Here is a 20948-nt window from a genome sequence, read left to right on the forward strand (position 1 = left end):
ATTGTGCGCGGTCGCAGGGATAATCGAGCAGTGCCCACGTATCGCGACGAGGTGGTGATCCTGCGCACCCACAAGCTGGGTGAGGCGGACCGCATCCTCACGCTCCTCTCCCGCCGACACGGCAAGGTCCGCGCCGTGGCCAAGGGGGTGCGACGGACCTCGTCTCGCTTCGGAGCGCGGCTGGAGCCGTTCATGGTGGCCGATGTGCAGCTCTACAGGGGGCGCTCCCTCGACATCGTGCAGCAGGCGGAATCCCTCGGGTCCTACGGCGCCGACATCGTCGCCCACTACGACCGCTACACCTCCGCCCACGCGATGGTGGAGGCCGCAGATCGGCTGAGCGAGGCGGACGCCACGACGCAGCAGTACTTCCTCCTCGTCGGCGGGCTCCGTGCTCTCTCCCGCGGCGAGCACGCTTCCCGCGCAATCCTGGACTCCTATCTCCTGCGCGCCATGGCGCTGTCGGGCTGGGCACCGGGGCTCGACGAGTGCGCTCGGTGCGGTACCCCGGGTCCGCACGACGCCTTCGTCGCGCAGCTCGGCGGGATGGTCTGTGGGGCGTGCGCGCCCACCGGGTCCGCGCGCATCGACCGTTCGACGGCCGTGGTGCTCCGCGCCCTCATGTCCGGGGACTGGGATGCCGTCGACACGGCGACAGCGGGTGCGACCAACGCCGCGTCCGGTCTGGTGTCGGCCTACGCGCAGTGGCACCTCGAGCGCGGCATCCGCGCACTGTCCCATGTCTCCTCTCGCGGAACGGTCTCATGACACCCAAGCCCTACACGCATCGCGACGCCGTCCCGTACCGCCCGATCGACTGGACCGGCATCCACCCTCCGGCCTTTCCGAAGAAAGGGGTGCCCCAACATGTGGCCATCGTGATGGACGGCAACGGCCGCTGGGCGAATCGACGCGGCCTCACGCGCGTCGAGGGCCACCGCGCCGGCGAAGCGGCTCTTTTGGATGTCGTGGCGGGCGCGATCCAGGCGGGGGTCCGCCACCTCTCGGTCTACGCCTTCTCCACCGAGAACTGGTCGCGCTCGCCCGACGAGGTCCGCTTCCTGATGGGATTCAACCGCGACGTCCTGCACCGACGCCGCGATCAGCTGAACGAGTGGGGCGTCTGCGTGCGCTGGGCGGGGCGCACACCCCGCCTGTGGGGCTCGGTCATCAAGGAGCTCCGATACGCGGAGGAGCTCACCCGCGACAACTCCACGCTGACGTTGACGATGTGCGTGAACTACGGTGGGCGCATCGAGCTCGTCGACGCGATGCGCTCCATCGCCGACGACGTCGCAGCGGGGCGTCTGCGTCCCTCCGCCGTCAGCGAGAAGCTCATCGCACGCCGGCTCTACCTGCCGGACATGCCCGACGTCGACCTCTTCGTCCGCTCCAGCGGGGAGCAGCGCACTTCGAACTTCCTCCTGTGGGAGTCCGCCTACGCAGAGTTCGTCTTCCTCGACACGCTGTGGCCGGACTTCTCCCGCGCCGATCTGTGGCGCGCGATCGAGCTGTACCTCGACCGGGACCGACGCTTCGGCGGCGCGGTCGACACGCCCGAGCCGCCGGCTCTGTGAGCGCGTCGGAGCACGAGACGCCGTCACCGTCGCCGCCGTCACCCAGCTCGCGCCGAGCCGACCGGGAATAGACGCACGCGTTCCCGATGTTCGGTCGAGGGTGACGGAACCCATCAGAATCGACGTGTGGAGCGACATCGCCTGCCCGTGGTGCTACATCGGCAAGCGCAACCTCGAGACGGGGATCGCTCAGGTCGCGGAGGACGGCGACGCGCCCGAGGTGCAGGTCGTCTTCCATTCGTACGAGCTCTCGCCCGACACCCCCGAGGACTTCGACGGGGGTGAGGTCCAGTATCTGACCGCCCACCGCGGCGTGTCCGAGGAGCAGGCCCAGCAGATGCTCGACCGCGTCGGCGCGATGGCGGCCGACGCGGGCCTCGAGTACCGCTTCGACATCCTCCGGCACACCAACACCCTCAAGGCCCACGAGCTGCTCCACTTCGCACGGGAGCAGGGTCGACAGGGTGATGTCGCCGAGCGTCTCATGGCGGCGTACTTCACGGAGGGGCGTCATCTCGGACGCATCGAGGAACTCGCGACCCTCGCGGGGGAGGCGGGGCTCGACTCTGCGGCCGCGGCGGAGGCGCTGCGATCGGAACGGTTCGCCCCGGCCGTCGCCGCCGACAAGGCACAAGCAGTCGCGTACGGCATCACCGCCGTCCCCTTCTTCGTCATCGACGAGAAGTACGGAGTGGCGGGCGCGCAGCCCGCGGACGGGTTCGCCCAGATACTCCGTCGGGTGCGGGACGAGCGATCCGACGAGGTCGTCGCACCCGCGTGAGCGTGTTCGCACGGCGTCGCGGGCCGGTGACGCGACCCTCTGCCGACCTGGGAGAATGGGGCCCGTGAGTATTGCGACCGCGCCGCCGAGCACGTTGCGCATCGGGCCGATCGCCCTGGATGCGCCCGTCGTCCTCGCCCCGATGGCGGGGATCACCAACACCGCGTTCCGACGCCTGTGCCGCGAGTACGGCGCGGGTCTGTATGTGAGCGAGATGATCACCTCGCGGGCCCTCGTCGAGCGCAACGCCACGACGATGCGACTGATCACCCACCACGAGTCCGAGACCCCGCGCTCGATCCAGCTCTACGGCGTGGACCCCGGAACGGTCGAGGCCGCCGTCCGGCTGCTCGTCGAGGAGGACCGCGCCGACCACATCGATCTGAACTTCGGATGCCCCGTCCCCAAGGTGACGCGCAAGGGCGGGGGAGCGGCGCTCCCGTGGAAGCTCGGTCTGTTCCGGGAGATCGTCGAGCGCGCGGTGCGCGCGGCGGGTTCCGTCCCCCTCACGGTGAAGATGCGCAAGGGAATCGATCCCGACCATCTCACCTACCTGGAGGCCGGCCGAATCGCCGAGGGCGCCGGGGTCTCGTCGATCGCGCTCCACGCCCGCACGGCCTCAGAGTTCTATTCCGGCCATGCCGACTGGGCCGCGATCGAGAAGCTCAAATCCGCCGTCACCTCGGTCCCCGTCCTCGGGAACGGCGACATCTGGTCGGCCGAGGACGCGGTGCGCATGATGGCGGAGACCGGGTGCGACGGCGTGGTGGTCGGGCGCGGATGCCTCGGTCGACCGTGGCTCTTCGGTGATCTCGCCCGGGCTCTCGGAGCACAGGATGCCGGGGCCCCCGTCGACGCGGATCTGCGCTTCGTCGCCGCGGCGTTCCGCCGACACGCAGAGCTCCTCACGGAGTTCTTTGAAGACGAGCAACGCGGATGCCGCGATATCCGCAAGCACGTCGCGTGGTACTTCAAGGGCTATCCGGTCGGCGGCGACGTCCGCGCGCGACTGGCGACGGTCTCCTCGCTCGACGAGATCGACGAGCTTCTGGCCCTGCTCGATCTGGACGCGCCGTACCCGGGGGCGGCCGCCGAGGGCCAGCGCGGCCGCGCGGGAACTCCCAAGCGCCCTGCTCTGCCCGATGGCTGGCTGGAGTCCCGTGAGCTCACCGGTGCCGCCTCCACCGCGCTCGCCGAGGCCGAGACGGATCACAGCGGTGGGTGACGCGCAGCCGGCCTCTGTCGCCGGGCCGCCGTCCGGCTATGTCGCCGCCGATGCCGAGCGGTTCCATCCCGAGCAGCACCGGTCGCAGCGTGACGGCTTCGCCCGCGACCGCGCGCGCGTGCTGCATTCGGCGGCCTTGCGCCGGCTCGCCGCGAAGACGCAGGTGCTGAGTCCCGCGAGTCCGGTCGACTTCGCGCGCAACCGTCTCACCCATTCGCTCGAAGTCGCCCAGGTCGGCCGCGAGCTGGCCACCGCGCTGAACCTGTCGCCCGACGTCGTGGACACCGCGTGCCTCAGTCACGACCTCGGCCACCCGCCGTTCGGACACAACGGCGAACGCGCCCTGAACGACTGGGCCGAGCCGTTCGGAGGGTTCGAGGGGAATGCCCAGACCCTCCGCATCCTGACCCGCCTGGAGCCCAAGGTCATAGCCGAGGACGGCCGGAGCCACGGCCTGAACCTCACGCGGGCGAGCCTGGACGCCGCGTGCAAATATCCCTGGACCGTGGACCAACCGCTCCCGGACCCCGGTGGCCGGCTCAAGTTCGGGGTCTACCCCGAAGACGAAGCGGTGTTCCGCTGGATGCGGGAGGGTGCACCGGGGCGCGTCCGCTGCATCGAAGCGGAGGTGATGGATCTCTCCGATGACATCGCCTACTCGGTGCACGATTTCGAGGACGCCATCGTCAACGGCTACCTCGACCCGGCACGGCTGGCCGACCCCGGCGAGCACGACGCACTGCTCACGGCCGTACAGACCTGGGTCGGGTACGACTTCGCCCGCGACGAGCTCGAGGACGCTCTGTTCCGTCTCATGCGGCTGCCCGAGTGGGTGCAGGAGTTCGACGGCACACGGGCGTCGTCGGCACGTCTGAAGAACCTCACGTCCGATCTGATCGGTCGGTTCGCGCGCGCCGCGACCGCCGCGACGCGGGCAGCGGCACCCGAACGCGAGCTCACCCGCTACCGCGCGCACGTGGTCGTCCCCCGCGTCGTGGAAGCCGAGATGGCCGTCCTCAAGGGCATCATCGGGGCGTTCGTGGTGTCGATCGACGGTCGCAAGGAGCTGTACAAGGAGCAGCGGCGTCTCCTGAAGCGCCTGGCGAGCGCGCTGTGGGACTCGCCCGGCGAACTGGACGCGGTGCATCGAGAGGATTTCGCCGCGGCGGAGACGGATGACGCACGCCGACGCGTGATCGTCGATCAGGTGGCGAGCCTCACCGATCAGCTCGCGATCGCCTGGCACACCCGGCTCGTCGGCGAGGTCGGCCCGGCATCCGTGGGGCTCTGGTCCCCTCATATGACGGCGCCGCGCGACGGGAGGCGGTGATGGCGGGCCGCATCCGTCAGGCGGATGTCGAAGAGGTCAAGGCGCGCACCGACATCGCCGACATCATCGGAGAGCGCGTCGCCCTCCGCCCGGCCGGCGTCGGATCCATGAAGGGCCTGTGCCCCTTCCACGACGAGCGCAGTCCGAGCTTCAACGTCCGACCGCAGGCGGGGTTCTACCACTGCTTCGGATGCGGCGAATCCGGCGACGTGTACTCCTTTCTCCGCCGCATGGACCACCTGTCCTTCTCGGAGGCCGTGGAGAAGCTCGCCGGCCGCATCGGCTACGCCCTGCACTACGAGGACGGGGGAGCGGCCCCGGACACCACGGGACGCACGCGGCTTTATGCCGCGAACGCGGCGGCGGCGGAGTACTTCCGGGGGCAGCTCTCCTCCGGGGAGGCGGAGATCGCCCGGCGTTTCCTCGGCGAGCGCGGCTTCGACGCCGGAGCGGCGGCGCACTTCGGCGTGGGCTACGCCCCGCGCGGCTGGTCCGGTGTCCTCACGGCACTCCGGGAGAAGGGCTTCCGCGATGATGAGCTGTCGGCGGCGGGCCTCGTCTCCCAGGGACAACGCGGCGTGTACGACCGGTTCCGCGGTCGTGTCGTATGGCCGATCCGGGATGTCACCGGCCAGGTCATCGGGTTCGGCGCCCGTCGGCTCCATGAGGACGACAACGGACCGAAGTACCTCAACACCCCCGAGACCGCCGTGTACCGCAAGGCGAACGTCCTGTACGGATTGGATCTCGCGAAGCGCGACATCTCGCGCGAGCACCGCGTGGTGGTCGTCGAGGGATACACCGACGTGATGGCCTGTCACCTCGCCGGAATCACCACCGCGATCGCGACGTGCGGCACCGCTTTCGGCGCCGACCACATCTCGGTGCTCCGCCGCGTGATGGGTGACGATTCCGCGGCGGGTGAAGTGATCTTCACCTTCGACCCGGATGCCGCGGGCCAGAAGGCCGCCCTCCGCGCGTTCGCCGACGCGAAGCGGTTCAACGCCCAGACGTACGTCGCGACCGGTCCCGAGGGTCTCGACCCCTGCGACCTCCGGCTGCAGCGGGGCGACGGAGCGGTCCGCGCGATGGTGACGACCAAGGCGCCGATGGTCGAGTTCGTCATCGGTCAGCGCATCGCGGGCTTCGACCTCGCCACCGTCGAGGGCCGCGTGGGCGCGCTGCGGGTCGCCGCACCCGTCGTCGCCGAGCTCCGGGATCCGCTCCTCCAGCCGGAGTACGTTCGCGTGCTCGCCCGACGCCTCGGGATGGACACCGAAGACGTGCGCCGCGAAGTGACGCGTGCGGGCCGGTCCTCGGGAGAGTCCCCTCGCACGGATTCCGCCCCCTCGGGGGCCCCGGAGGGGACCGCCGATGCCCTGCGGCCGACCCTGGCGACGCTGCCCCGCACCCGCGATGTGGCAATGGAACGGGACGCGCTGATGGGGGTCCTCCAGTTCGGTCACCGCATGGACGGTGACATCGTCGCGCGTGCGATCGGCCTCCCGTTCCGGCATCCGGGGCTCGATGCGGTTCGCCAGGCTGTGGCGGGGGTGGACGATCTCTCCCGCCCGGGGTGGGCCGCCGACGCGATCGGGAACGTCCGTGAGCCCTTCCGGGGGCTCGGTGCCGAGCTGCTCGCGGCGAACTTCCCCGCGCAGAACGACGACGAGGCGGTGGCGTCGGCCACGGACCTGAGCAGACGCCTGGTCATGCGCGCGCTGGAAGCGGAGAAGCACGAGCTGCTCGGTGCGATCCAGCGTGTCGCACCCGACTCCGACGGCGGGCGCAGCATCCGCATCAGACTCCGGGAGATCGACGCCGAGCGGGAGCGGATGCTCGTCGAGGAGTGACGGCGCCTTTGGCCGGTCGCTCGGCCTCGGGCATGATGGCACGATGGCCCGACCCCGCGAGACCGACACGGCGATCCGCTGTTCCGACCTGTCCGTCGCCCGGTCCTCCCGGGGGGTCCCATCTCAACGGGTCGTGGACGGGGTCTCCTTCGTCCTCCCGCGTGCGTCGGCGCTGACCGTGATGGGGCCGACGGGATCCGGGAAGTCGAGTCTTGCGACCGCGCTCTCGGGCATCGAGACGGCAGGGCTGTCCATCGACGGCGGGGATGCGGAGGTCGAGGGCATCTCGGTGCGACGCCCCGGACGTTCGCGGCGGGTTCTGACCTACGTCGCCGCCCACCTGCCTCAGGCCGCCGGCGCTCGCCTTCCGGCCCGCCTCACGGTGTCCGAGGTGATCGGTGAGCCGATCACCTCTCGGGATCGCCGCGTGAATCAGCGTGCCCTCGCCGTGCGGGTGGCGGCGTTGCTGGACGAGCTGATGCTGCCGCTCGGCGCCGCAGCGAAGTACCCGTACGAACTCAGCGCCGGGATGCGGCAGAGGGTCGCCTTCGCCCGCGTCCTGGTGCTGCAGCCGAAGGTGCTCATCGCCGACGAGCCCTTCGCGAACCTCGACGTGGAGGTTCGACGGGCGGCGAAGGATGCGATCCTCGACAGACAGAAGGCGTACGGGCTCTCGGCGGTCATCGTGTCCAACGACGCCGATGTGATCGAGGATCTCGACACCGACGTCCTCGTCCTTCGGGGCGGACACACCGTCGCCTACGGTCACGGCTCCGACGGACTCCTCTGGACGCCGGACGAGGGCGACACGCCGAGCCCGGTTTCGCCCTGAGTTCACGAGCACCCTCCGGGTGTTGCTAGGATGATGGGGTTGCCTGCTCCGGCGGGCATATTCCTCGGTAGCTCAATTGGCAGAGCAATCGGCTGTTAACCGATAGGTTCTTGGTTCGAGTCCAAGCCGGGGAGCGAGAAATCCGCGTTCATCTGACGCGGCTCTCACCGAAAGCCCGGGCTTCCACCCCGGGCTTTCCTCGTTTCTCAGGCGTCGAGGTCGTCGACCCCCGGCATCCAGGACTTCCCCGGCCGACCCCAGCCCCGCTTGCGCGCGATCTTCCCCACGATCCGCGCGTCGCCGTCATCGAGCCGATCGACGTAGAGGACACCGTTGAGGTGATCGAACTCGTGCTGCAGGATGCGGGCGCGCCACCCGTCGACCTCGATGCGCACGGGAGCCCCGTCGAGGTCCGTTCCCCTGACCACGGCCCGGTCCGAACGACGCAGCGGGAAGCGCTCACCCGGGAACGACAGGCATCCTTCGGACTCGTCGTCGGGATCCGGATGCCCCGGCTCGGGAGGTGTCATCCACAGCTCGGGATTGATGACGACGCCGCGCCACGGAAGCCCGTCGTCGTCCTCGTATGAGTAAGTGAAGATCCGCAGACCCACCCCGACCTGCGGTGCCGCCAGGCCCACGCCGGGAGCGGCATCCATCGTGTCGTACATGTCCGCCACGAGCTTCCGGATGTCGGCGTCGACGGTGTCGACGGGCGCAGCGGGAGCGTGGAGGACGGGATCACCCATGATGCGAATCGGCAGAACGGCCACGCCTTGAGCCTACCCAGCGGGGTGCGCGGCTAATGTCGTTACGTGATCTGGACCGCGAACGAGCTCGAAGAGTACGGCGAGACCCTCGTCGGGGCGTTCCAGAATCCCGGCATCCTGATCGGGATCCCGTTGGCGCTGCTGGGCGCCGTCTTCATGTCGTTCGGAGCTCAGTACCAGCACCGCGGCGTCACCAAGGTCGAACAGCTCAGCGGCACCGCCGCGCGCCAGGGCCTCTCCGGTTCACACGTCGCGAAGCTCCTGGCGCGGCCGTCGTGGGTGCTCGGCACGGTGATGCTCGGCCTCGCCATCGTCTGCCAGCTCGCCGCCCTGTCTTTCGCCCCCCTGATCGTGGTCCAGCCGCTCGGCGCGATCGCTCTGGTCATCACGACGCTGCTGAACGCGCAGATCAGCGGTCATCGGCCGACCAGACGGTCGCTCGTGGCCATCGCGGCGTGCGTCGGCGGCATCTTCGTCTTCGTCACGATCGCTGCGCTCTTCGCCACGGAGAAGCCTGTGACCGACCTGCAGGTGATCACGATCCTCGTGATCATGGCCGTGGTCACCGTCGTCTTCGCCGGTCTCTGGGTGTGGCTGCGTGCCCGGATCGGGGCACTGTTCTACATCATGGCCGCGGGGATCATCTACGGCTTCGTCGCGACGCTCGCCAAGACCGTCATCACCCGGCTCCAGGCCGGAGACATCGGATGGTTGACCTTCGCGGCCCTCGCCGCGCTCCTCATCGGCACCGCCGTCGGCGCGTACTTCGTGCAGACCGCCTACTCGTCGGGGCCGCCGGATCTCGTCATCGCCGGACTCACCGTGATCGATCCGATCGTCGCGGTCTTGATCGGCTTGTTCGTGCTGCGCGAAGCCGTGGGCGCCCCTCTGTGGGCGTACATCGGATTCGGTGTCGTCGGCGCCGTCGCCGTCTGGGGCGTCTTCCAGCTGGCGCGACACCACCCGCAGATCGTCAGCGACTCGCAGGAACTGCCCATCCCACGGGGAAGCACGGGCGAACCGGCCGCTTCGACCGGCTCGATCCGCATCGCGGAAGCCGTGTCGAAGGTATGGCCGGAGCCGCCGGTGAAGGATCCGGCGGACGATCCCGACCGGACCTGATCGGTAGGGCGGGTGGGACTTGAACCCACGATCGTCGGGTTATGAGCCCGCTGCCTTGACCAGCTTGGCCACCGCCCCCTGCATCGACGAGCCTACCGCCCGGCGATCTCCTGCATGGCTTCACCGATGTAGGAGTACTTCACGAAGACCTCCGGGGCGATCCCGGCCTCGTCGAGAACGCCCTGCACGGCACCGAGCATGTAGCTGTAGTCCCAACCCATGTACAGGTGGTGCCCGTCGTCGAGCGCGTCCCAGTCGCCCGTCCACGACGCCTCCGTGTAGACCGGTCCGCCGTTGCGTTCGCTGAACGCGACGACAGCGGGACGCGCGTCGGCCCAGAGTCGCTTGAAGATCCGGTTGAACAGGTAACGGGCATCCGGCACTTCCCAGTGCTCGCCGCGGTACTCGACGTACGACCACTCGCGCTGCCAGCCGCGGGGCCAGCCACGACGACGGACCGCGTCGAGGATGGGAGTCAGGCCGTCGTCGTCGATCGGGCCGAGGTCGGGGCGCGCCCAGGTGCGGACGACGGCGTCCGCGAGGTGCTCTGAGCGTCGCGATACCGCCGCCGTGCTCCAGACGGCGATGCCCGCGATCTCACGGGTCTGCGGGACCCGGCTGCCGGCGTACGCATCGCGTTTGGCGGGGAACGCGGCGTCGAACACCGTCGCCGCGCGCTCCTCCTCCAGCAGCGCGAGGTTGCCGAGCGTTTCGGACAGCGCCCGGTGGCTGTTCTGCTCGTCCTCGCTGAGCGCAGCCCATACGCGTCCGTCGCCGCCCGTCCAGGCCTCGCCCGGCACGACGGGCGCGATGTGATCGACGTCGTACCCTTCCGCCGAGTCCAGACCCGCGAGTCGGGCGAGAACGAATGCGGGGTGGGGGAGGGGGGAGAACTTCAGCGCCACGCGGATGCGTTCGTCGGACGGGGTGACCCGCGCGATCGACTCGCGGAGCGCCCCATGTCCCTCGTCACGCGCACGGCACAGACGAGGAACGATCCGGTCCATCGACACGGAGACGACAGCCCGCCGGAAGGAGAGCGTCTCGGCGAGCTGCAGGGTGTCGCGGAGCTCGTCGTCCGAGGTCGCCCCTCGGCGGTGGTCGTAGAGGGCGCGCAGAAGCAACGGATGCAGTGCGGAGCCGAACGTCGACAGGCCCGCGAGCCGGGAGGCGAGGGCGGGATCGGCGTGCGTCCGCGGGGAGAGCAATGCGCGGTAGAGCTCGGAATACACGCGCCACTCCTCGGCGACCTCACGGAGCGCGTGGATGTCGAGGCGCGGGAACAGCTGGCGGAACACGTCGTAGACCGCGCGCTGACCGGGTGCGATCTCGCGCCCCGTGCGCTGGACCAGATAGTGCCGCCAGAACGCGGCGATGGACTCGCCCGTGTTCTCCTCGAGTGGGAGCCAGAAGGCCTCCTCGATCTCGCGCTGCTCCGCGTGCGAAAGGCCCATGAGGACGTAGTTGTGGATCAGCTCGTGGTCCCGGAGCGGCTCTCCGGTCGAATTGAGGCTTTCGAAGATCTGCTGGGCGTTCGCCCCCGGGCCGAGCGTGATGGCGACGTGCTCCAGCTTCTGCAGCCCCCGCCAGATGCGAGGTGCCTCGCCGAGACTGATCTGGCTGCGGAAGAAGGAGTAATTGTCGGCGAACCGGGAGCCGAGCCCGTTCTCGGCCTGCGCGAACACGACGGCCTCGAACTTCTCCGCCCACGCGCGATGAGGGCGCAGGCGCGTGCGCGTGGGATCCGAGGGGGAGACCAGCAGCCGCGTGAGTGAGGCCGCGAGGTCATCGACCTGACCGCGCACGGTGTGCTGAAGCGCCGCGGCGAGGAGCATCAGCGTCGTCAGCCTCTGCTGACCGTCGATCAGGACCAGGTCCTGGCCTTCGGCACCGCTCGACGACAGGACCGATCCCAGGAAGTGCATCCGGGAGTCGTCCAGATCCGCCACGGCGCGGATGTCGCTCAGGAGCTGCTCGCACGCCCCGATGTCCCAGCGGTACTGCCTCTGATACACGGGGACGACGATCGAGCGTGAGCCCGAGGAGAGCCATCCGATGGTGTTGACCGCGGTCGCCTCGACATTGGTGGCTGTCACCATCAGCTGTCTCTCACCCTTCCCACGCCGTCCGCGCCACTCGGCGCACCCGGTCGATTCTACGCGGCACGCCCTCCGCCCCCGGGGAGGGGAGACCACCCGGAGTAGGCTTGCCTAAGTTGGGCCTGTAAAAACTTCGCTGGCCCGCTGACGAAAGGCAACCCATGGGTTACATCAAGTCTGCCGCTCTCGAAGAGACCGGCTTCGTCGTCCTCGACAGCTACGATCGCGAGATCGACCCGAAGGAGTGGCTGGAGGTCGAGTACGTGGACTGGAAGTCCTCCGGCGACACCCGCTTCGCCCCGATCGCGTCCGCGAAGGGCGAGATCGAGTGCAACGGATTCTGGAACCACACGCCCCCGCGCACCGACAAGGACGGCGTCTGGATTCCCTCGCAGATGGAGAAGGCGCCCACGCTGACCGAGCGCGCGCAGGAGCCCGGAGCGAACGTCGGACGCTGCCGTATCATCGAGCTCCAGCCCAACTCGTACGCCGATGCGCTCTACAACCTCCACCAGGACGACAACAATCGTCTGAACCCCGACGGGACCGGGTGGGTCGTCCGCGGCTTCTTCAACCTCACCGACGACAAGAACAGCTACTTCGTGCTCCGCGAGAACCGCACGGACCCGAGTATCGAGTATCGCGTGGCCCTGCCCGCCGGCGCCCAGCTGATCGTCGACACCCAGCGCCTGTGGCATGCGGTTCACCACGACGGAGACGAGCCCCGCTACTGCCTCATCACCTCGTGGACCTCCGGGCCGGAACTGGACGCGTTCATCGAGAAGTACCACGGCCGGCCGACGACCGAGTACGTCGACGTGCCGCAGGACGTCCTCGACGCCGGCCAGGCCGAGCAGGCGCGACGCGATGCCGCGCGCGCGGCGTACTACGCCGCGAAGGGCAAGGCGGAGGTCCAGGCGATGAGCGAAGCCTGATCCCAGGCGACTCACGTCCAAGGGGCGGGGGAATCACAGGCTTGTGATTCCCCCGCCCCTTGGCGATAATGGCGGGAGAACTGAAGAGCAGCGCCACAATCCGGTCAGGTCGTTGGGGAAGACGAACCTGACGATCGGAGAAATGATGGCGACAGCACAGACGCGCGGAGTGATCTACGTCCACTCCGCGCCGCGGGCGTTGTGCCCGCATTTGGAGTGGGCCGTAGGCCGCGTTTTCGGCCGCCCGCTCTCTTTCGAGTGGGCGGATCAGCCCATCCTGGCCGGTAGCCGACGCACGGAGCACTACTGGGAGGGCCCCGCGGGTACGGGGGCGGCCCTCGCGACAGCGATCCGCGGCTGGGAGCACCTGCGGTTCGAGGTGAGCGAAGATCCCTCTCCGCGCAGCGACGGAGGTCGCTGGCTTCACACCCCCGGTCTCGGCATCCACTACGCGCAGACGGACTCGGCCGGCAACATCGTCGTGGCGGAGGATCGCATCCGCTATGCGATCGAGGTCGCCGCGGGGGACCCGCGAGAACTCCAGCGCGAGCTCGACGTGGCCCTGGGCGCCGCGTGGGACGAGGAGCTGGAACCGTTCCGTCACGCCGGAGACGACGCACCCGTGGTCTGGCTGCACAAAGTCGGCTGATGCCCAGCGGGCCATGCCCGCCTGAAACCTGCAGCGATCGTCGAGGAAGGGATCGCTGTGAGGACGTAGGAGACGAGGCGCGCGTACCGAACCCCGGAGAGAACTCCCGGGGAGTGGGAGAGCGAATCGGCCCCTCAGAGGAAAGGCCCCGCGCGATGCGCGGGGCCTTTCGATCGTCGACCGCTCAGACGGTCGTGAACGCGGCGACGGCGTTGTGGCCGCCGAAACCGAAGGAGTTGCTGATTGCGAGCTGCGGCCCACTCCCGAGTGCCTGCTTCTCGCCGGAGATCCGGAACGGCACCTCCGGATCCTGCGTCGTGATGTTGATGGTCGGCGGGGCGACGCGGTCGCGGATTGCGAGGATCGTGAACATCGCCTCCAAGGCACCGGTCCCGCCGAGCAGATGACCCGTCGACGCCTTGGTCGCCGAGACCGGGATCTCGTCGACACGGTCGCCGAGCACGGCTTTCAACGCCTGGTACTCGTTCGGGTCGCCCACCGGCGTCGATGTCGCATGGGCGTTGATGTGCGTGATGTCGGCGGGGGAGGCATCCGCCATCGCGAGGGCCATCTCGACGGCGCGAGCCGCACCGTGACCTTCGGGATCGTTCGCGGTGATGTGGTACGAGTCCGCGGTGACGCCACCGCCGACGACGGCGGCGTAGATCTTCGCCCCGCGGGCGCGCGCGTGCTCCTCGGTCTCGAGGATGAGCACCGCCGCGCCCTCGCCCATGACGAACCCGTCGCGGTCGATGCTCCCGGGGCGGGACGCGGTCGCCGGGTCGTCGTTGCGCCGCGACAGAGCCTGCATCGAGGCGAACGACGCGATGGTGATCGGGTGGATGGCGGACTCCGTCCCACCGGCGATCACGACGTCGGCGAGCCCCGCACGCAGGTGCTCGACCGCGTTGACGATGGACTCCGTACTGGAGGCGCACGCGCTGGCGACGGTGCGTGCGTACGCGCGCGCGCCGAAGTGCAGCGACAGATTGCCCGCCGCGGCGTTCGGCATCAGCATCGGCACCGTCATCGGCATCACCCGACGCGGCCCCTTCTCGCGCAACACGTCCCACGCGTCGAGCAGGGTCCACACGCCGCCGATCCCCGTCGCGAAGTCTACGCCGAGCCGCTCGGGAGCGACCTCCGGGGATCCGGCATCCTCCCACGCCTCCTGGGCGGCCACCATCGCGAACTGCGACGCGGGGTCCAGGCGCTTGGAGACGGGCCGGGGCAGGACGGTGTCCGGGCGGACTTTCGCCTGCGCGGCGAAGGTCACCGGGAGCTGGTACTTCTCCACCCAGTCGTACTCGAGGGTCCGGGCGCCGCTGGCGCCGTCGAGGAGGGCGTCCCAGCTCTCCTGTGCGGTCGCGCCGATGGGCGACGTCGCGCCGATGCCGGTGACGACGATGCGGGGGGTGCTCATGGGTATGGGAATCCTCACAACGGATCCGGTGGGGGCATATGCCCCCACCGGGACGGTCTCACGCCTGGTTGGACGTGATGAAGGTGACGGCGTCGCCGACGGTCTTGAGGTTCTTGACCTCGTCGTCGGGGATGGTCACGCCGAACTTCTCCTCGGCGTTGACGACGATCGTCATCATGGAGATCGAGTCGATGTCGAGGTCGTCCGTGAAGGACTTCTCCATCGCGACCTCGTCGGCCGAGATGCCCGTCTCGTCGGTGATGAGCTCGGCAAGACCGGCGAGGACCTCGTCGTTGGTGAGTGCCATGGGTTTCTCCTGTTTCTTCGGGGTTCACGGTCCCGGGCGGGCCGGGAACAGTCTACGGAAGGGGACGCTCGGACTACGGGAGGACGACGACCTGCGCGCCGAACACGAGACCGGCGCCGAAACCGATCTGCAGGGCGAGTCCTCCGCTGAGCTCGGGGTGCTCCGTGAGCAGCCGGTGCGTCGCGAGCGGGATCGACGCGGCGGAGGTGTTGCCGGTCGTCTCGATGTCGCGGGCGATCAGGACGTTCTCGCCGAGGCCCAGCTGCTTGGCGAACTCGTCGATGATGCGCATGTTCGCCTGATGGGGGATGAAGGCGGAGAGATCCTCGGCACGGACACCGGCGGCATCGAGCGCCTGCCGGGCGACCTTGACCATTTCCCACACGGCCCAGCGGAAGACCGTCGGGCCCTCCTGGCGAAGCGTCGGCCACGGCGCGGCACCCTCGCGGAACTCGACGAGCGTGTGGTTCATGCCGACCGCGTCCGCCTTCGAGCCGTCCGACCCCCAAACCGTCGGGCCGATGCCGGGGGTGTCGCTGGGACCGACGACGACGGCGCCCGCCCCGTCGCCGAGCAGGAACGAGATCGATCGATCGGTCGGGTCGACGATGTCGCTGAGCTTCTCCGTGCCGATCACGACGGCGTATCGCGCTGCGCCGGCACGGATGAGCGCGTCGGCCTGCGCGACGCCGTAGGCGAAGCCCGCACAGGCCGCGTTGAGGTCGTAGGCCGCCGCCGGATTCGCCCCGACGCGGTCGGCGACGATCGCCGAGACCGACGGGGTCTGCTTGGGGTTGCTGATGGTCGCGACGATGACGGCGTCGATGTCGGCGGCGGCGACACCGGACGTCGCGATGGCCTCGGCCGCGGCATCCGTCGCCAAGTCGATCGCGTCCGTCCCCGCGTCCGCGCGCATCCGGGTCACGATCCCCGTGCGCTGTCGGATCCACTCGTCGCTGGAATCGATCGGCCCGACGAGGTCGTCGTTCGGCACCGCGTTCTCACCCCGGGCCGCGCCGTACGCGTAGATGCGGGTGTGCGCGGGGCCCGTGGCCTGAACGAGGGTGGGTCGCATGGAGATTCTCCGATCAGGCGCCGCGCGCGAGGTCCGCCGCCGCGGGAAGGTCTTCGGGGGAGGTGACGGCCACGCTCGGCACACCGCGGAGGGCGCGCTTGGCGAGCCCCGTCAGCGTACCCGCGGGGGAGAGCTCGATGAGACCGGACACTCCCGCATCCGAGAAGGCGGCCATGCAGAGATCCCACCGCACCGGTGATGCCACCTGCGAGACCAGCGTCTGCATGAACTCGACGCCGGAGGCCACTGCGGAGCCGTCCCGGTTGGTCCAGATCCGCCGGACGGGATCGGCCGGACGGACCCCGGACGTCGCGTCCCGGAGCGTGTCGACCGCCGGCGCCATGAAATCGGTGTGAAAGGCTCCGGCCACCTGCAGCGGGATCACGCGCGTCTTGGCGGGCGGGTCCGCGGAGAGCGCCGTCAGCGCCTCGGCCGCGCCGGCGGCGACGATCTGGCCGCCGCCGTTGTGGTTCGCGGGGGTGAGCCCGAGCTCGGCGAGTCGCGTCAGGACGGCCTCGGCGTCGCCCCCCAGCACGGCGGTCATGCCCGAAGGCTCGGCCGCTGCGGCCTCGGCCATCGCCCGGCCGCGGATGCCGACCAGGCGGAGAGCGTCCTCGTCCGACAGGATCCCGGCGGCCGCGGCGGCGGCGAACTCTCCGACCGAGTGGCCGGCCACGCCGGCGATGGCGTCCCGATCCTCCAGCGCCCGCCAGGACAGCAGGCTCGCCGCCACGATCAGCGGCTGTGCCACTCGGGTGTCGCGGATGCGATCGGCGTCCCACTCCGTTCCTGCGGCGAGGAGATCGACGCCCGCCCACTCGGAGTAGGCCGACAGTCGCTCCCGCGCGTCCGGCAGGGCGAGCCACGGGGTGAGGAAGCCGGGCGTCTGGGCGCCCTGACCGGGGAAGACGGCGATGATCACCCGTCTATCCTGCCAAGGAACCACCGTGGGCAACTGGCGCACCTCTCCGAAGAATGCGGGGATGCTTTGTCGATGAACGACGATCAGGCGCCGCGTCGAGGTGCTCCGCCCCGGCGCCGCGTGGCGTCCGTGCCGATCGATCCGAGCACCAGCGCCGTCTGCAGGATGAGAGCCTCCCGCGGACCCGTCGCGTCCCAGCCGATGACCTCGGACACGCGTTTGAGGCGGTAGCGAACCGTGTTCGGATGCACGAAGAGCTCTCGCGCCGTGGCTTCGAGGGAACGCCCGTTGTCGAGATAGCTCCACAGCGTCGCCACGAGGTCCGTGCTGTGCGCCTGCAGCGGTCGGTAGATGCGCTCGACGAGGGTGAGCTTGGCGAGGGGATCGCCGGCGAGGGCGCGCTCCGGGAGGAGATCGTCCGCCTCGACCGGTCGGGGCGCGTGGCGCCACGCCCGCGCAACGGCGAACCCTGCGAGGGCGGCACGCGCACTCTGGCCAGCGTCGACCAGGGCGGGAACGGTGGGTCCGAGCACGAGGTATCCGGACCCGAAGCCCGGTTCGAGCTGTGACGCGATATCCGCAAAGGGGAGCTCCGCGGGCAGATCCTCTGCGCGCGATGCCGGTTCCGCCCGGCCGACGACCAGGACGAGCCTCGACCCCTGAACGCCGATCAGGACGTCGACGCCGAGTTTGCGGGCGGTGCGGCGGAGCTGATCGACGTCGAACTGCGGCGGAGTCGTCCCCACGATGACCGCGACCTCGCCGTGGCCGTGCCAGCCCAGGGCGGCGATGCGGCTCGGGAGTTCCTCGTCCGCTTCCCCCGTGAGGATCGAGTCGACGACGAGGGCCTCGAGACGCGCATCCCACAGGCCGCGAGCCTCGGCGGCGCGGGCGTAGACGTCCGCAGCCGCGAAGGCCACCTCGCGGGAGTAGAGCAGGATCGCCTCCCGCAGACGGTCGTCCTTCCCCGCCACCCGCTCTTCCGTGACCTCCACGGTCACGCGGATGAGCTGGAGCGTCTGCTGGAGGCTCACGCTGCGCAGCAGCTCACGAGGGGCGGCGGCGAAGATGTCCGCGGCGATCCAAGGGGTCGAATCGGGGTCGTCGAACCACTGGATGAACGAGGTGATGCCCGCCTGCGCGACCAATCCGACGGCGGATCGGCGCGCAGGCGGCATCTCGGCGTACCAGGGGAGGGAATCCTCGAGGCGTTTGATCGTGGCGGTCGCCAGATCACCCGAGATGCGGCGCAGCCACGCCAGCGTCTCAGCCCGATCCATCGAGGCTTTCCGCGACATCGCGACGGGTCAGCTCTCGCCGCCCGCGTTGCCGCTCGTTCCGGCACTGACGTCGTGCAGGCGGTACTTCTCGATCGCCTGAGCGGACAGGCTCCGGTCGACCTTGCCCTCGGCGGCCAGCGCCTGCAAGGTGCGGACCACGACGGACGGGCCGTCGATCTTGAAGTAGCGCCGTGCCGCGGCGCGGGTGTCGGAGAAGCCGAAGCCGTCCGCCCCGAGCGTCACGAACTGCTGAGGCACCCAGGGACGGATCTGATCCTGGACGGCGTGCATGAAGTCGCTGACGGCGACGACGGGACCTTCGGCATCCTTCAGCTTCTCGGTGACGAAAGCCGTCCGCGCTTCGTCCTCGGGGTGGAGGAAGTTGTGCTCGTCCGCGGCGAGACCGTCGCGGCGAAGCTCCGTCCAGGACGTCACAGACCAGACATCCGCCTGGACACCCCAGTCGTCGCGGAGCAGCTGCTGCGCCTCCATCGCCCACGGCACACCGACGCCCGACGCGAGGATCTGCGCGCGCGGGCCCTCTCCCTCCGGCGAGGAGATGCGGTGCATGCCTCGGACGATGCCGTCGACATCGACCCCCTCGGGCTCGGCGGGCTGAACCAGCGGCTCGTTGTAGACGGTGATGTAGTACATCACGTTGGGGTCCGGGTGCTCGCCGCCGTACATGCGCTCGATGCCGGAGCGCACGATGTGGGCGATCTCGTAGCCGTAGGCGGGGTCGTAGGACACCGTCGCCGGGTTGGTCGAGGCCAGGAGGTGGGAGTGCCCGTCGGCGTGCTGGAGCCCTTCGCCCGTGAGCGTCGTGCGCCCGGCGGTGGCGCCGATGATGAATCCTCGGGCCATCTGGTCGCCGGCAGCCCACTGCGCGTCGCCGGTGCGCTGGAAGCCGAACATCGAGTAGAAGACGTACACCGGGATGAGCGGTTCGCCGTGGGTGGAGTAGGACGTGCCCGCCGCGGTGAACGCCGCGAGCGCACCGGCCTCGTTGATGCCGACGTGCAGGATCTGGCCCTGCGGGCTCTCCTTGTACGCCAGCAGAAGCGACCGGTCGACCGAGGTGTAGTTCTGCCCGTGCGGATTGTAGATCTTCGCGGTCGGGAAGTAGGCGTCCATGCCGAAGGTGCGTGCCTCGTCCGGAATGATCGGAACGATGCGGTGGCCGAAGTCCTTGGCCTTCAGCAGGTCCTTGAGCAGCCGGACGAACGCCATCGTGGTGGCGATCTCCTGCGTGCCCGAGCCCTTCTTCGGGAGCGCGTAGGCGCTTTCGTCGGGGAGAGTGAGCCCCACGTGGTGCGAGCGGCGCTCGGGGAGGAATCCGCCGAGCGAGCGACGACGCTCCTGCATGTACTGGATCGTCTCGTCCTCGGCACCGGGGTTGTAGTACGGCGGGAGGTACGGGTTCTCTTCGAGCTGGGCGTCCGAGATCGGGATGCGCATCGAGTCGCGGAAGTGCTTGAGGTCTTCGAGCGTCATCTTCTTCATCTGGTGCGTCGCGTTGCGCCCCTCGAAGTGGTGACCAAGCCCGTAGCCCTTGATGGTCTTGGCGATGATGACGGTCGGCTGACCCTTGTGCTCGGCGGCGGCCTTGTACGCGGCGTACACCTTGCGGTAGTCCAGCCCGCCGCGGCGCAGGCGACCCCAGATGTCGTCATCCGACCAGTCCTTGACGAGGGCAGCGGTCCGCTCGTCGCGCCCGAAGAAGTGCTCGCGGATGAATCCGCCGTCCTCCGCGCGGTAGGTCTGGAAGTCGCCGTCCGGCGTGGTGTTCATCAGGCGGACCAGCGCACCGTCGGTGTCCTTCGACAGCAGCTCGTCCCAGCCGGAGCCCCACACGACCTTGATGACGTTCCAGCCGGCGCCGCGGAAGAAGCTCTCCAGCTCTTGAATGATCTTGCCGTTTCCGCGGACGGGACCGTCGAGGCGCTGCAGGTTGGCGTTGATGACGAAGGTTAGGTTGTCCAGGCCCTCGTTGGCGGCGACCTGGAGCTGTCCGCGGCTCTCGACCTCGTCCATCTCGCCGTCGCCGAGGAAGGCCCAGACGTGCGAGTTCGAGAGGTCCTTGATGCCGCGGTTGGTGAGGTACTTGTTCGACATCGCCTGGTAGATGGCGTTGATCGGGCCGAGACCCATCGACACCGTCGGGAACTGCCAGTACTCCGGCATGAGGCGAGGGTGCGGGTAGGAGGGGATCCCCTCCGGCGCCTTCGACTTCTCCTGCCGGAAGCCGTCGAGCTGCTGCTCGCTGAGGCGGCCTTCGAGGAACGAGCGGGCATAGATGCCGGGGGAGGCGTGCCCCTGGATGAAGATCTGGTCTCCGCCGCTCGGGTCGTCGAGGCCGCGGAAGAAGTGGTTGAAGCCGACTTCGTAGAGCGACGCCGAGGACGCGTAGGTGGAGATGTGCCCGCCGACGCCGATGCCCGGGCGCTGCGCGCGGTGCACGGTGATGGCGGCGTTCCACCGGATCCAGCGTCGGTAGCGACGCTCGAGCTCCTCGTCGCCGGGGAACTCCGGCTCGTTCTCCGGAGCGATGGTGTTGATGTAGTCGGTGGTGGGCACCTGCGGCACATTGAGCTGCAGGTCACGCGAGGCCTGCAGGAGGCTCAGCATGATCTCTCGCCCTCGCCCCGGCCCCTTGGCCTGGACGAGCTGGTGGAGTGACTCCTGCCACTCGGACGTCTCGTCGGGATCGCTGTCCAGCGGGTCCTGCGAGTACGGATCCTGATCGTTGACAGTCACAGAAGACCTTT

18 protein-coding genes and 2 tRNA genes are annotated in these 20948 nt (G+C 69.3%); 11 read left to right on the forward strand and 9 right to left on the reverse strand.

Going from position 1 to position 20948, the window contains the following annotated elements:
* The first annotated feature begins 30 nt into the window (after positions 1-30).
* The 8 genes from recO (at position 31) to AB0O93_RS05235 (ending at position 7732) form a co-directional block, all read left to right on the forward strand.
* Complete coding sequence (gene recO, locus AB0O93_RS05200; RefSeq protein ID WP_363341201.1) at positions 31-768, forward strand: DNA repair protein RecO; 738 nt, start codon at positions 31-33, stop codon at positions 766-768.
* Complete coding sequence (locus AB0O93_RS05205; protein ID WP_363341203.1) at positions 765-1577, forward strand: isoprenyl transferase; 813 nt, start codon at positions 765-767, stop codon at positions 1575-1577. The genes recO and AB0O93_RS05205 overlap by 4 nt, the downstream gene beginning before the upstream one ends.
* Before the next feature lie 100 nt (positions 1578-1677).
* A complete protein-coding gene (locus tag AB0O93_RS05210; RefSeq protein WP_363341205.1) occupies positions 1678-2358 on the forward strand; it encodes a DsbA family oxidoreductase in 681 nt (226 codons plus the stop codon).
* Positions 2359-2413: 55 nt separating this feature from the next.
* On the forward strand, positions 2414-3583 hold the full coding sequence (gene dusB / locus AB0O93_RS05215; protein ID WP_363341207.1) for a tRNA dihydrouridine synthase DusB: 1170 nt from the start codon (positions 2414-2416) through the stop codon (positions 3581-3583).
* Positions 3576-4913 (forward strand): deoxyguanosinetriphosphate triphosphohydrolase, encoded by a 1338-nt coding sequence (locus tag AB0O93_RS05220; protein WP_363341209.1) that lies wholly within the window; start codon positions 3576-3578, stop codon positions 4911-4913. Before dusB ends, AB0O93_RS05220 begins: the two co-directional genes overlap by 8 nt.
* Complete coding sequence (gene dnaG, locus AB0O93_RS05225) at positions 4913-6766, forward strand: DNA primase (protein WP_363341211.1); 1854 nt, start codon at positions 4913-4915, stop codon at positions 6764-6766. The genes AB0O93_RS05220 and dnaG overlap by 1 nt, the downstream gene beginning before the upstream one ends.
* A gap of 43 nt (positions 6767-6809) precedes the next feature.
* The gene (locus tag AB0O93_RS05230; RefSeq protein ID WP_363341213.1) at positions 6810-7598 is read left to right on the forward strand and encodes an ATP-binding cassette domain-containing protein; all 789 of its coding nucleotides are present in this window, start codon (positions 6810-6812) and stop codon (positions 7596-7598) included.
* 61 nt (positions 7599-7659) lie between these two features.
* A tRNA-Asn gene (locus AB0O93_RS05235) sits at positions 7660-7732 on the forward strand.
* A 72-nt stretch (positions 7733-7804) separates the two neighbouring features.
* Here AB0O93_RS05235 and def read toward each other — a convergent pair.
* A complete protein-coding gene (gene def, locus AB0O93_RS05240) occupies positions 7805-8371 on the reverse strand; it encodes a peptide deformylase (RefSeq protein WP_363341215.1) in 567 nt (188 codons plus the stop codon).
* Positions 8372-8413: 42 nt separating this feature from the next.
* Between def and AB0O93_RS05245 the strand changes: the two genes are divergently transcribed.
* Positions 8414-9490 (forward strand): DMT family transporter, encoded by a 1077-nt coding sequence (locus AB0O93_RS05245; protein ID WP_363341217.1) that lies wholly within the window; start codon positions 8414-8416, stop codon positions 9488-9490.
* A 4-nt stretch (positions 9491-9494) separates the two neighbouring features.
* Here AB0O93_RS05245 and AB0O93_RS05250 read toward each other — a convergent pair.
* Both AB0O93_RS05250 and AB0O93_RS05255 read right to left on the reverse strand, forming a co-directional pair.
* A tRNA-Ile gene (locus AB0O93_RS05250) sits at positions 9495-9568 on the reverse strand.
* Between the two features lie 14 nt (positions 9569-9582).
* Positions 9583-11589 (reverse strand): DUF262 domain-containing protein, encoded by a 2007-nt coding sequence (locus tag AB0O93_RS05255; protein WP_363341219.1) that lies wholly within the window; start codon positions 11587-11589, stop codon positions 9583-9585.
* Positions 11590-11750: 161 nt separating this feature from the next.
* Here AB0O93_RS05255 and AB0O93_RS05260 point away from each other — a divergent pair, with 161 nt between their 5' ends.
* Together AB0O93_RS05260 and AB0O93_RS05265 are read left to right on the forward strand one after the other, a co-directional pair.
* Positions 11751-12524, forward strand: a complete 774-nt coding sequence (locus tag AB0O93_RS05260) for a hypothetical protein (protein ID WP_053548636.1) — start codon at positions 11751-11753, stop codon at positions 12522-12524.
* A gap of 145 nt (positions 12525-12669) precedes the next feature.
* Complete coding sequence (locus AB0O93_RS05265; RefSeq protein ID WP_053548702.1) at positions 12670-13173, forward strand: DUF3145 domain-containing protein; 504 nt, start codon at positions 12670-12672, stop codon at positions 13171-13173.
* Positions 13174-13357: 184 nt separating this feature from the next.
* On the opposite strand, the gene AB0O93_RS05270 is transcribed toward AB0O93_RS05265, so the two are convergent.
* The 6 genes from AB0O93_RS05270 to aceE form a co-directional block, all read right to left on the reverse strand.
* Positions 13358-14596, reverse strand: coding sequence for a beta-ketoacyl-[acyl-carrier-protein] synthase family protein (locus AB0O93_RS05270; RefSeq protein ID WP_053548637.1), 1239 nt, complete (start codon positions 14594-14596; stop codon positions 13358-13360).
* Positions 14597-14654: 58 nt separating this feature from the next.
* On the reverse strand, positions 14655-14903 hold the full coding sequence (locus AB0O93_RS05275) for an acyl carrier protein (RefSeq protein ID WP_053548638.1): 249 nt from the start codon (positions 14901-14903) through the stop codon (positions 14655-14657).
* 73 nt (positions 14904-14976) lie between these two features.
* Positions 14977-15978, reverse strand: coding sequence for a beta-ketoacyl-ACP synthase III (locus AB0O93_RS05280; protein WP_363341222.1), 1002 nt, complete (start codon positions 15976-15978; stop codon positions 14977-14979).
* A 13-nt stretch (positions 15979-15991) separates the two neighbouring features.
* Positions 15992-16900, reverse strand: a complete 909-nt coding sequence (locus tag AB0O93_RS05285) for an ACP S-malonyltransferase (RefSeq protein ID WP_363341224.1) — start codon at positions 16898-16900, stop codon at positions 15992-15994.
* Between the two features lie 83 nt (positions 16901-16983).
* Entirely contained in the window at positions 16984-18180 is a 1197-nt protein-coding gene (locus AB0O93_RS05290) for a PucR family transcriptional regulator (protein WP_301135246.1), read from the reverse strand.
* A gap of 27 nt (positions 18181-18207) precedes the next feature.
* Positions 18208-20937: a pyruvate dehydrogenase (acetyl-transferring), homodimeric type gene (gene aceE, locus AB0O93_RS05295; protein ID WP_363341226.1), complete on the reverse strand. Its 2730-nt coding sequence runs from the start codon at positions 20935-20937 to the stop codon at positions 18208-18210.
* Positions 20938-20948: the final 11 nt, after the last annotated feature.

Origin of the sequence: Microbacterium sp. NPDC077184 (assembly GCF_040687055.1) — a bacterium.
In the GTDB taxonomy this organism is placed as follows: Bacteria; Actinomycetota; Actinomycetes; order Actinomycetales; family Microbacteriaceae; genus Microbacterium.

Bases quoted from the DNA above. Each gene is read 5' to 3' on its own strand.
- dnaG (WP_363341211.1), top strand. From the start codon at position 4,913: ATGGCGGGCCGCATCCGTCAGGCGGATGTCGAAGAGGTCAAGGCGCGC.
- AB0O93_RS05205 (WP_363341203.1), top strand. From the start codon at position 765: ATGACACCCAAGCCCTACACGCATCGCGACGCCGTCCCGTACCGCCCG.
- AB0O93_RS05280 (WP_363341222.1), bottom strand. From the start codon at position 15,978: ATGCGACCCACCCTCGTTCAGGCCACGGGCCCCGCGCACACCCGCATC.
- AB0O93_RS05265 (WP_053548702.1), top strand. From the start codon at position 12,670: ATGGCGACAGCACAGACGCGCGGAGTGATCTACGTCCACTCCGCGCCG.
- dusB (WP_363341207.1), top strand. From the start codon at position 2,414: ATGGGGCCCGTGAGTATTGCGACCGCGCCGCCGAGCACGTTGCGCATC.
- AB0O93_RS05275 (WP_053548638.1), bottom strand. From the start codon at position 14,903: ATGGCACTCACCAACGACGAGGTCCTCGCCGGTCTTGCCGAGCTCATC.
- AB0O93_RS05290 (WP_301135246.1), bottom strand. From the start codon at position 18,180: ATGGATCGGGCTGAGACGCTGGCGTGGCTGCGCCGCATCTCGGGTGAT.
- AB0O93_RS05255 (WP_363341219.1), bottom strand. From the start codon at position 11,589: ATGGTGACAGCCACCAATGTCGAGGCGACCGCGGTCAACACCATCGGA.
- AB0O93_RS05230 (WP_363341213.1), top strand. From the start codon at position 6,810: ATGGCCCGACCCCGCGAGACCGACACGGCGATCCGCTGTTCCGACCTG.
- AB0O93_RS05260 (WP_053548636.1), top strand. From the start codon at position 11,751: ATGGGTTACATCAAGTCTGCCGCTCTCGAAGAGACCGGCTTCGTCGTC.
- AB0O93_RS05270 (WP_053548637.1), bottom strand. From the start codon at position 14,596: ATGAGCACCCCCCGCATCGTCGTCACCGGCATCGGCGCGACGTCGCCC.